General features: G+C 67.8%; 9 protein-coding genes. 4 read left to right on the top strand and 5 right to left on the bottom strand.

Annotated elements, in window-relative coordinates:
• The 4 genes from AMD30_RS21955 to AMD30_RS21940 form a co-directional block, all read right to left on the bottom strand.
• Positions 1-639: DUF222 domain-containing protein (locus tag AMD30_RS21955; RefSeq protein ID WP_156354378.1), on the bottom strand; the 639-nt coding region annotated here is incomplete at its 3' end.
• A 155-nt stretch (positions 640-794) separates the two neighbouring features.
• Positions 795-1,082, bottom strand: coding sequence for a hypothetical protein (locus AMD30_RS21950; protein WP_231632819.1), 288 nt, complete (start codon positions 1,080-1,082; stop codon positions 795-797).
• 721 nt (positions 1,083-1,803) lie between these two features.
• Entirely contained in the window at positions 1,804-3,099 is a 1,296-nt protein-coding gene (locus AMD30_RS21945) for a wax ester/triacylglycerol synthase domain-containing protein (RefSeq protein WP_055477098.1), read from the bottom strand.
• Positions 3,100-3,118: 19 nt separating this feature from the next.
• The gene (locus AMD30_RS21940) at positions 3,119-4,357 is read right to left on the bottom strand and encodes an acyl-CoA dehydrogenase family protein (RefSeq protein WP_055477097.1); all 1,239 of its coding nucleotides are present in this window, start codon (positions 4,355-4,357) and stop codon (positions 3,119-3,121) included.
• A 173-nt stretch (positions 4,358-4,530) separates the two neighbouring features.
• On the opposite strand from AMD30_RS21940, the gene AMD30_RS21935 reads away from it, so the two are divergent.
• The 4 genes from AMD30_RS21935 (at position 4,531) to AMD30_RS21920 (ending at position 10,828) form a co-directional block, all read left to right on the top strand.
• Entirely contained in the window at positions 4,531-6,936 is a 2,406-nt protein-coding gene (locus tag AMD30_RS21935) for an acetyl-CoA acetyltransferase (protein ID WP_442902736.1), read from the top strand.
• 251 nt (positions 6,937-7,187) lie between these two features.
• A complete protein-coding gene (locus AMD30_RS21930; RefSeq protein ID WP_156354380.1) occupies positions 7,188-8,297 on the top strand; it encodes an AI-2E family transporter in 1,110 nt (369 codons plus the stop codon).
• Positions 8,298-8,423: 126 nt separating this feature from the next.
• Positions 8,424-9,656, top strand: coding sequence for an acyl-CoA dehydrogenase family protein (locus AMD30_RS21925; protein WP_010843374.1), 1,233 nt, complete (start codon positions 8,424-8,426; stop codon positions 9,654-9,656).
• A gap of 20 nt (positions 9,657-9,676) precedes the next feature.
• A complete protein-coding gene (locus AMD30_RS21920) occupies positions 9,677-10,828 on the top strand; it encodes an acyl-CoA dehydrogenase family protein (protein ID WP_055477094.1) in 1,152 nt (383 codons plus the stop codon).
• Between the two features lie 27 nt (positions 10,829-10,855).
• Here AMD30_RS21920 and AMD30_RS21915 read toward each other — a convergent pair whose 3' ends face one another.
• Positions 10,856-11,644, bottom strand: coding sequence for an enoyl-CoA hydratase (locus AMD30_RS21915; RefSeq protein ID WP_055477093.1), 789 nt, complete (start codon positions 11,642-11,644; stop codon positions 10,856-10,858).
• Positions 11,645-11,689: the final 45 nt, after the last annotated feature.

The raw sequence follows: 11,689 nt of genomic DNA, 5'->3' as shown, positions 1-11,689 counted from the left end.
GACCGCGGTGATCTCGGCGGTGCCGTCGCCATGGTTCTCGGTCCACACGCCACGGTTGTCGAGCGCTTCGCGGCGCCGTTCGCGGACCGCGTCGGCATCGTGACCGAAGACCAGACGGTCGATCATGTCGCGCAGACCCGACGTCGACCACGACCCGCCCCGACCGCGTAGCAAGTCGGCGATCGCTTCGTCGAGAACCTCGATGATCCGGCGACTGTCGGGGTCGTCGGGATCGAGATGGTGATCGTCGGACACCAGGTGGGTTCGGCTGATGATCTCGCGGATCTGGTGCGGGGCGATGATGCCGTCGCGCAACGTCTCCAACACCCGCGGTAGCCGATCACGAAGACACAGCGCGTCGTCGACCAGCGCCGCCGCACGGTAGCGGGTGATGCCCGCTTCGCGGGCCACCCGGGCGACGATGTCGCCGAATCCATCAGAGACATAACTGGAACCGGTCGGGGTCAACAATCGGTCACACAGCACCAGGATCGTCTGATAGCGGCACCACGCCAAATACGACTCCCCAGCCCGGACAGCACCCAGGCGTTGCATGTGTGAGACCGTGTCGGCGTCCGACGGGCAGGCAGCATCGACCCCGGCGAGAAACTCGCCCGGTAGATCGACCCATTCCCCCACGGTGACTCCAAAGTCGTTGCAGCCCGGCATTGTTGGCCGGTCCGACTGTTCACCTACCAAGATAGACCCGACCACCGACAAGAATTGCGCGTCGACAGCCCTCCTCAACGACCCCACTACAGTGTTTGCCAACGCTTGCTTTGCGTGGGGCCGGGTCAGCGTCGCCGGAAGTACCCGGCGGGCGGGCAGTATTGCGAGTCAGCACCGAGATCGGGATCGGCCGTGACGATGTCGAGGCCGCCATTGATCAGAAGCCCCTCGATCACCGCTGCACTCGCGCCCACACTCGCCCAGTGATCGTCGACATCAGAGGCAATGCACCACGCATGATCCGCCGGCCACACGAACGCGGCCGGGTTGTGCCCCGTCTCCGGCACGCCCCACTGCCCGAATTCGGACAGACTGCCGCGAAGCAGGTAGTAGGACCGGTTCGGGATGTGCATCCGAGCGCTCTGACGCATGAGGGCGGAAGAATTCGGCCAGCCCTCCCAGATCGCGAAGTAACTATCGTCGGGAGTGGCTGTTGCACTGCGAAGCAGCGCACAGAGACGGGCGACCTTGGCTTGATCTGTGGGTTCGTCGGGGTCGGCGACGTCGGATCCACTGCCGGGATCGGGCATGAACCGCAATCGTGCGTAGGACTCGAACCCCGACGGGCCGAAACCAGCCAGATCCTGCCAGGGCTGGCCGGACTCAACGATCCAGGCAGCAGCTCGAGCTGTCTCGCACGGCTTCAACACCACCCAACCATCAGAGCACAGCCGACAGGCCGTCGATGCCCTAACCGCCGGCGTTGCGCGCCGTTGTGACCGCGACTTGTACAACCAGCACGCCGAGAGCCACGAGGACAGCTGCACGGAGGGCGTAGCCGACACCATGCTCGCCGAGTGTCGAATTCGTACAAGCCGGTTCGTTGCGCCCGCTTATCTCGCACTCCGTGTATTGGAGGGTCGGTTCCCCTGCGGTGAAGACTGCGATTCCGAGGCTCACCGCCACGGTCACTCACCACAGCGCGCCGATCAGGACTGACGGCTCTCGTTGCATACAGAGCCTGGTCATGCTTTCCTTCCAGCTGAGCCATCGCTTTTGCGTGTCGACTCCCGGGCGTGTCGACCCCGGCACGCGCTCGCTTCGACCGTGGCCACACCAGCATTGCAACCCTTCTCAACCACTCAGCGCTCCGCCCAGCAACTCCACATACCGGTCCACATCCCCCATCACCTCGGGACTCGTGATCACCGAGAGGGCGATGCGATCACCGATGCCGTGCACGCCGTGGGTCAGTCCCTGGGCGGGTGACAGCGCGGGAAATCCGGTCGTGAACAGGATCTCGCCGCCGTCGAGATCGATGTCGGCGGCGCCACGGTCGACCGACGACACCACCGTGACGCCGGTGACCGTCTCCGGCGGGGTCTCGAGGTCGACAGCCCCGATCCCCCATCGGGCCAGGATCGCGGGGGTCGACTCCGACGCCCGACACTGCGCGAGCCGCACCGGGTCCGCCTCGGCCGCGCGGGCGGCGGCGACCTCCGCGCCGATGAGTCGCGCGCGCTCGACCAGATCGTCGACGTCGACGTGCAGGTCGACCGCAGCATTGCGGAAGTGGTTGCGGGCCTGCGGTTCTCCCGTTCTCCCGATCGTCAGCTCGACGCCGAACCGCCGCCCGTTCTCGCCCAGGTACTCCGGTAGCGCTGCCGAGATCGCGGCGAGTACCGCGACCGTGACCGGTTGTCCACGGCGGGTGAGATGGTCGCGGTCGAACACCAGTACCCGAAGGGTCCGTCGCGGTCCTGGTGGGGTGTTCAGCCGTGTCGGCGGGTATCCCGACGGTCCAGGCGCAGACGCCGGGGCCAGGCGCGCCACGCGGAACCCTCGCCGAGCCGTGGTGACGAACTCGCCGGGGAACCGGAGGACGCCGCCGAGAAAGGTCCCCGCGTCGACCAGCAGTTCGCGACCGGACGAACGCACCGTGGAGGCCGGCCGTCGCAGTGTGGCGGGGGCAGTGAACCACTCGCGCACGATCTCAGACGCGCGGCGCCCGTCGCCCAGTGCGTGACACATCTGCACGACGACGACGTAGACGTCGCCTGCGGCGCCCGGGGCGTCGACGACGGGACCGAACAGATGCGCCCGCCACGCCGCCCGCGTGGGGTCGAGTGGCCGGGCGATGAGCCCGGTGATCTCGGCCAGGCACGACGACCAGGTCCGGCGCGTCGAATCGACACGGACCTGGTCGTCGGCGGGACTGACGGATTCCCAGTACGGGCGGTCGACCGTGCCCGGCACATCGCGGATCCGGAGGCACAGGTCGTCGACGAGCGCGGCGCGGAGCCAGAGTCGCGCCGCACAGTCCTCGACCGAACTGCTCGGTGCGGCAAAGCAATACACCAGTAACTGGTCGTTCGGGATACGGCGCGACATCCAGTACGACGCCGCGTCTGCGGCGGCCATCCTGTGCATGACCGCCAGCGTAGCGGCCCTACTTCTGCCCGGCGCTCCAGGCGTAGGGCAGGTCGGTGCCGTTGAGCACGTGGTCGCCGACCGCCTGCAGCTTGAAGATCAGCGGGTTGTGCACCGAGATCACTCGGGCATTGCGCCAGTGGCGGTCGAGGCGCAGACGCTCGGAGGTGATCGACGCGCCGCCGACCTCGAACAGCTGCGTGGTCGCATCGAGCACGGTGGGGATGACCGCGGCCTGAGCCCGGGCGACGTCGAACTCGACGCGGTCGAGCAGTTCGGCGTCCTCCCACCCGGCGAGAGCAAGCTCATCGAGCTCGTCGGCGATGTCGAGGACCAGCGTGCGCGCAGTGTAGGCCGCGGCCGAGAGACGACCGATCACCTGCTGCACGAGTGGATCGTGGCGCGGCAGGTCGGCCGTCGAGTGGGTGAAGGTGCGCGTGCGGTTGCGCACCCACTCCACGACGTCGTCGGTCGCACGCGCCGCGATACCCGCGAGCACCGAGAGCTGCACCAGCTGCAGATACGACGTCGCGTATGTGCGCCCTTCCCCGCCGTAACCCGGACCGAGAACACGCTCGGCCGGAACCTCGACACCGGCGAACTCGGTGGTACCGCTGGCGGTCAGGCGCTGGCCGAAACCGTCCCAGTCGTCGTGCTGGGTGACGCCGTCGGCGTCGGCGTCGACGAGCACCGAGACCCGCTCGCCGTCCTGGTCGGCGGCGACGAGAATGTGGTCGGAGTACAGGCTGCCGGTGCTGTAGTACTTGGTGCCGTCGAGCCGGAAGTTGCCGTCCGGGCTCGCGGGGTCCGAAGTGAGCCGCGTCTGATATCGGTCGATGGCACCGACGCCGGGTTCGGTGATCGCGTTGCCGACCAGCGTGCCCTCACCGACCTTGCGCAACCACCGCTGCGCACCCTCGTCCGGCAGGGCGGCGAGCTGGTCCTCGACGAACGACCAGTGCACCCGCAGGGCCTGCGGCAGATTGGACTCCGCGGCGGCCAGGTCGATGAGCAACCGGAACAGCTGACGGATCGACGCGCCGTATCCGCCGAGTTCCACCGGCACGCGCAGCGCACCGAACTTCGCCTCCCGCAGCCACGAGACCTCATCGTGCGCAAGCCTGCGGTCGTCCTCGCGCTGCACGGCGCCCTCGGCGATCCGGGCGAAGATCGGCGCGAACACCTCGTCGAGCCGCTCGTCGCTCGTTCCGTCGGAGGCGCTGCCAGAAGGCCTCGTGGTGGGCACAGTGGACGTCATCGGTGGTCCTTTCGATCGCAATCCGGTCGGCGACAGTCTGGTCCGAACCGCATCGGCCGACCACGGTTGTAACCGCGCTGACCGCAACACTGACGTTCCCGGCGGGACCGCCGCACACTGGCGCGGGACATTCGTGGACACCTCCGATGAGACCCCGGTCACGTGGTGTGTCAATGTTTGGTATGCCAACAACGCTCGTTGATATCGATCCGAACACCCCTGTCGTCGTCGGCGTGGGACAGGCATCGGAACGCCTGACCGATCCCGGCTACGAAGCTCTCGGCGAGGCCGACCTCGCCGCCCGGGCTGTGACCGCCGCATTCGCCGACTCCGGTGGCGATGTCGCCGCGTCGATCGACACGATCGCCGCGATCCGGTCGTTCGAGATCTCGAGCCCGCTGTCGTCGTCACCGCTGGGCCGGCCGGACAACATGCCGCGTGCGGTGGGCAACCGGGTCGGTGTGGACCCGCGACGCGCGGTGCAGGCGGTGACCGGTGGTCAGACCCCGCAGACGATTCTCACCGAGCTCGCCGGAACGATCGCCGCCGGCGACTCCGAGGGCGCAGTCGTGTTCGGCGCCGAGGTGATGTCGACCGTCCGTCATCTGATGTCCCAGCCGGAGGACAAGCGTCCGAGCTTCGCCGAGGAGGTCGGCGGCCAGCTCGACGACCGTGGTTTCGGCTTGAAGGGCATCATCACCGTCGCCGAGATGCGGCACGGCCTCGCGTCGGTGCTGCCGCAGTACGCCTTGCTCGAGAACGCCCGCCGGCACGCCTCGGGCCTGGGCCGCGACGCCTACATCGCAACGATGGGTGAGTTGTTCGCACCCTTCACCGAGGTCGCCGCCGCCAACCCGCATTCGGCGGCACCGACAGCGCGCACCGCGGCCGAACTGGTCACCGTCACCCCCGAGAACCGAGTCGTGTCCGATCCCTTCACCCGGTACATCGTGGCGCGCGACCAGGTGAACCAGGCCGCGGCGGTCGTCGTGATGTCGGTGCGGGCAGCGCAGGCCGCCGGTATCGATCCCGCGAAATGGGTATTCCTGCATGGGCATTCGTCAACCGTCGAGCGGCCGGTACTGGCCCGTCCCGAACTCGGCTCCGCCCCCGCGGCTCCCGCGGCGGTACACCACGCGCTGCGGGTCGCGGGACTCGAACTCGACGACATCTCCGTCGTCGACATCTACAGCTGCTTCCCGATCGCGGTGTTCAACGTCCTCGACGGAATCGGGATGGCGCCCGACGACCCGCGCGGGCTGACCGTGACCGGCGGGTTGCCGTTCTTCGGCGGCCCGGGCAACGACTACTCCCTGCACGCGATCGCCGAAGTCGTCACCCGAGTCCGGCGATCACCGGGCGAATTCGGCCTGGTGGTCGCCAACGGCGGGGTGCTGAGCAAGCATGCCGCCGGGGTGTATTCGACGACGCCGGCGCCCTGGCGTCCGGACACCAGCGGCCCGGTCCAGGCCGAGCTCGACGCGGTGGCAACCGTTCCCACCATCGCCGACGCCGACGGCCCCGCGGTGATCGAGACCTACACGGTCATCCCGCAGAAGAGCGGCCGCCGCACCGGCGTGGTCATCGGCCGGCTCGTCGACTCGACCTCCCCGGAGGGGCTCGGCGCGCGGTTCGTCGCCAACCTCGATTCCGACGACGACGAGTTCTTCGAGCTCCTCCTCACCTCCGACGATCCGGTCGGCACGCCGATCGTGGTGCGGTCGTTCGACAAGGGCAATCGGGTGGCCCTGACCGCTTCGGCCATGGACTCCCGGCATCCGGTTGTCGCACCGGCTTTCCGCGATTCCTACGAGCACGTGGAGATCCGTCGGGACGGCCGGCTGCTCGAGGTGACCATCAACCGCCCGGACGCACGCAACGCCTTGAATCCCGCGGCCAACGCCGAACTCGACTCGATCTTCGAGGCGTATTTCGCCGATCCCGACCTGTGGGTGGCCATCCTGACGGGCAAGGGAGACAAGGCCTTCTCCGCGGGCAACGACCTCGCGGCGACCGCCGGCCCGGCCGCACTGTCGGTGCCCAAGAACGGGTTCGCCGGCCTGACGTCACGGCGCAGCCTGCCCAAACCCGTGATCGCCGCGGTCAACGGCTTCGCGCTCGGCGGGGGCTGCGAGATCGCGATGGCCTGCCACATCGTGGTGGCCGACGAGGACGCCTCGTTCGGCCTGCCCGAGGTGAAGGTCGGACTCGCAGCGGCCGCCGGCGGGCTGGTCCGCCTGCCGCGGATGGTGCCACCGGCACTCGCGCGCGACATGATCCTGACCGGCCGCCGGATCTCGGCCGCCGAGGCCGCGGCCGCCGGCCTGGTGAGCCGGATCGCCCCCGCCGGAAAAGTTCTCGAGACCGCTCGCGGGGTGGCCGAGGAGATCCTCGCCGCCTCACCGACATCCGTGCGGGCGTCGATCGCCACCATGGAGCAGTCCGACGCCATCACCGACACCGTCGACGCCGTCCACGCCAGCACCTCGGTGCTCGACTCACTGGTGATCAGCGGCGACACCCTCGAGGGGATCATGGCGTTCGTGATGAAGCGGACCCCGAACTGGAAGGGCCACTGAGGACTCAGTCCGAACCACTCACACGAGGACGAAAGCACGCCGAAAACGCGCGGATGGTCGCCGGATGCTGAACACTTGGTCGGCGGCCACTCCGAACGCGCTCCGCGTACCGGGTGGCCGCTGTTACGACACATCAGTCGTGTCCAGAAAGGCGGCACACCATGTCCGGTCGTAGTAAGGCAAGCGGAACCACGACATCCACACGTACTCCGCCACAAAGCTCGTACCGTGTGGATCCACCTGACTGGACATTGCCCCGGGGCACCATCGTGCTCCTCACCATCGCCGGCCTCGTCGTCGCGGTCGCCGGCATCAAGTCGGTCGCTTCCCTGGCCGCGCCGGTCTTCCTCGCACTGATGCTCACGGTCGCCGTCCAGCCGGTCCCGACCTGGTTGCGCACGAAAGGCTTGCCGCGCTGGGCGGCGTTCCTGACGACCGTGCTGCTCGTCTACGGCATCTTGATCGGACTCTTTGCGGCGCTGGTGTTCTCCGTCGCACGCCTGGCATCGATCCTCCCGCAGTACGACGACAAGTTCGATGATCTCGTCACCAGCTTCCAGAACTTCCTCACCAGTCACGGCGTGAGCCACGACAAGGTGCAGGACATGATCTCCCACGTCGACACCAGCAAGGTCGTCAGCGCGGTGACCGACGTGCTGGCCAGCACGTTCAGTGTCGCGTCGACACTCGTGCTCGTCCTCGCGCTGCTGCTGTTCATGGCCGCGGACTCGGTCGGCTTCGACGACCGGATGAACATCCTGGACCGGATGCGTCCCGACATCGCTTCGGCGTTCCGCTCCTTCTCGCAGGGGACGCGCAGCTATCTCTGGGTGTCGACGGTCTTCGGCCTGATCGTCGCCGTACTCGACAGCGTGGCCCTCGCGTTGCTGTCCATCCCCCTGCCGATCCTGTGGGGACTGCTCTCGTTCATCACCAACTACATCCCGAATGTCGGGTTCATCATCGGTCTCGTCCCGCCCGCGTTGCTGGGCCTCCTCGACGGCGGACCGACCAAGATGCTGATCGTGATCGTCGTCTACAGCGCCATCAACGTCACGATCCAATCGGTGATCCAGCCGAAGTTCGTCGGCGACGCCGTGGGACTGTCGACAACTCTGACCTTCATGTCCCTGCTCTTCTGGGCATGGGCGATCGGGCCGTTGGGGGCGATCCTCGCGGTACCGCTCACGCTGCTCGCCAAGGCCCTGCTCATCGACATCGACCCCGCGACCCGCTGGGCGGACGTGCTGCTGTCGTCGGGTGGGAAGCCCGGCGACGAGACACCCGACGACGAACCCGCTGACGACCCCGCAGGAGTCGCGAAGACTCCGGACACGAAGGGGCAGGATCCCACCCCCTGACCGGCCGCGGGCGTCACACTGGAACCGGAAAGGTGAGGCGGGCTACGCGCCGCGCCGATCATTGGGTAGATTCCCTTTCGACCCCCATCTGACCACAACCGTTTACAGATAGGTTGCGCACCGCTCATGGACATGAACTGGTCTCCGGACGACGCTGCGTTTCGCGACGAGGTCCGCGCGTTCCTCGACGAGAAACTGACCCCCGACCTGCGCGCGGCGGGCACGCTGCGCACCAGCGTCTACTCCGACCACGAGGCCGCGATGAAGTGGCAGGCGATCCTGCACGAGCGTGGCTGGGCCGCTCCCGCTTGGCCGGTGGAGTACGGGGGGTGCGACTGGTCGCAGTCCCAGCACTACATCTTCAGCCGGGAGTCGATCCTCGCCGGCGCGCCCTCGCTGTCGCCGATGGGCATCCGCATGGTGTCCCACGCGATCATGGCCTTCGGCACCGACGAGCAGAAGAACTTCTTCCTGCCGGGCATCCTCGACGGCAGCGTGTTCTTCTGCCAGGGCTACTCCGAACCCGAGTCGGGGTCGGACCTCGCGTCGTTGTCGATGGCCGCGGTGGACGACGGCGACGACCTCGTCGTCACCGGTTCGAAGATCTGGACCACGCACGCATCGGAGGCGAACTGGATCTTCTGCCTCGTGCGTACGTCGCGCCAGGAACGCAAACAGCAGGGCATCACCTTCGTGCTGATCGACATGAACTCGCCGGGTATCGAGGTGCAGAACCTGGTGTTCGCGTCCGGCGAGCAGGTGCAGGCGCAGGTCTTCTTCGACGGTGTGCGCGTGCCCAAGAAGAACGTCCTCGGCAAGATCGACGACGGCTGGACCGTGGCCAAGTACCTGCTCGTCTTCGAGCGAGGGGGCGGCGCGGCGGCTCCGGCGCTACAGGTCATGGCCGAGCAACTCGGTCGTGACGCGGCATCGGTGACGGCCCCGAACGGCGGTCCCCTGTCCGAGGATCCGGCGTTCGCGGCCAAACTCACCGACCTCCAGGTCCGCGCGAAGATCCTCGAGGTCCTCGAGTACCGGGCGCTGGCCGCGATGAGTTCGGGCAAGGACCCCGGTTCGATCGCGTCGATGCTGAAGATCCTCGGCACCGAGCTGAGCCAGGAGATCACGACGCTGAGCCTGGAAGCCGCCGGCCCCCACGGACGCGTCTTCCAGCCGCACGCCACCAAGCCGGGCGGACCCATCTTCCAGTACACACCGCCCACCGACGGCTATGTCAGCGGCGAACCGTGGCAGGCCGTTGCGCCGCTGCACTACTTCAACGACCGCGCGGGCTCGATCTACGCCGGCAGCAACGAAATTCAACGAAACATCCTCGCCAAAGCCGCTCTGGGTCTCTGACGGGTCACAGGAGATAACTGATGGACTTCACACTCACACCCGAACAGCAGCTGCTGTCCGACGGTCTCAACAAGTTCCTCGACGCACGGTACGACCTGCAGGTCAGCCGCGACGCGGCGAAGGTCGGCGAGGGTTGGCAGCCGAAGATCTGGAAGGCCTTCGTCGAGGACCTCGGAGTCGTCGGCGCCTGTCTGCCCGAGGACATCGGCGGATTCGGCGGCGGCCCCGAGGAATTGATGGTCGTCACCGAGGCGCTCGGCCACGCTCTGGTGGTCGAGCCGTTCGTCGACTCGGTGGTGCTCGGCGCCGGGCTGCTGCACGCGACCGGCAACCCGGCCGCCCTCGAAGCCGCCGGCCGGATCGCCGAGGGCGAGGCGCTCAGCGCCCTCGCCGCGCTCGAAGACGGCTCGGGCGGGGTCCTCTCCCGCATCGAGACCAGCGCCGATCGCGACGGTGACGAGTGGGTGCTCAACGGCACCAAGGCCGTCGTCACCACGGCGCCGCTCGCCGACTACCTGATCGTCAGCGCCCGCACCGCGGGCGAGCCACACGACCCCGCGGGAGTCTCGCTGTTCCTGATCGACCTCGCGGGCGGCGGTCCGGACGGTCTCGAACTGCACACCCTGCGTACCATCGACGACCGCCAGGCCGCCGACATCACGTTCGACGACGTGCGTCTGCCCGCCGAGGCACTCATCGCCGACGACAACGCGATCGAGATCCTCGAGAAGGCCTGGGACACCGCGACCGCCGCAGTCGTCTCCGAGGCCGTCGGACTCATGCGCAAGGTGTTCACCGACACCGTCGAATACTCCAAGCAGCGCGAGCAGTTCGGGGTCCCGATCGGCAGCTTCCAGGTGTTGCAGCACCGCATGGTCGACATGCACCTGGAGCTCGAACAGTCGGTCGCCGCACAGTACTTCGCGATCCTGTCACTCGACGGCTCGCCGGCCGAGCGCGCAGCGGCGGTCTCGGCCGCCAAGGCGACGGTCAGTCGCGCCGCCCGGTTCATCGGCCAGAACGCGGTGCAGCTACACGGCGGCATGGGCATGACCGAGGAGCTGGCGATCGGCCACTACTTCAAGCGGCTGACCGCGATCGAGTACGAATTCGGCACCGCCGATGCCCATCTCGCACGCTTCGCGAGGGCCGGCGCGCAGATCGACGCCTGACCGGCACTGCCGGCGATCCCAGGGGGCTCAGCTGTCGGTCCAGACCGGCTTCCGCTTCTGCAGGAATGCCGACATGCCCTCCTGCGCATCACAGGTCATCGCGTTGGTCGCCATCGTCTCGCCCATCTCGTCGTAGGCGGTGGACTCGTCCAGCTCGATCTGCCGGTAGAACGCCTGCTTGCCGATGGACACCGTCCGCGCACTCGAGCCTGCGATGTGCAGTGCCAGGTCGCGCACTGTGTCCGCCAGGTCGGCATCGTCGACGACGCCGCTGAGAAGTCCCCACTCCGCGGCGGTCTCGGCGTCGACGGCCTCGCCGGTGAGCAGCATGTGCATGGCGCGCTTGCGTCCGATCGCCCGGGACAGCGCGACCATGGGAGTCGAGCAGAACAATCCGATGCGCACGCCCGGTGTGCTGAACTGTGCGCTGCGTCCCGCGACGGCCAGGTCACAGGTGGCGACGAGTTGGCACCCCGCGGCGAAGGCCATGCCCGCGACTTCGGCGATGACGGGCTGCCGTACGTGGTGGACCGTCCGCATCAGTTCCGTGCACGTCGCGAACACGGCCCGCTCGTCGTCGAGAGTTCGGTCGACGAGTTCACCGAGGTCGTGCCCGGCGGAGAACGCGGGCCCGAGCGCCCGGATCACGATCACACGCACGCGCGGGTCGTCGTCGAAAGCACGTAACGCAGCGGTGATGGCTCGCATCGTGCTGGTGGACAACGGGTTACGACGTCGCGCGTCGCCCAGGGTGATCACCCCGAGGGGTTCGGCGACGTCCGTCGACACCGCATCGCGCGCGGTCTGATCGGTCATGTCCGGCGGCCTCTCTTCCGTTCGTCGTCGCCGGTCATTCCGCGC

Source organism: Gordonia sp. HS-NH1 (assembly GCF_001418765.1).
Taxonomy (GTDB): Bacteria; Actinomycetota; Actinomycetes; order Mycobacteriales; family Mycobacteriaceae; genus Gordonia.
Note: the sequence above shows the minus strand (reverse complement) of the source record. Positions and strands in the feature narration are given on the sequence as shown.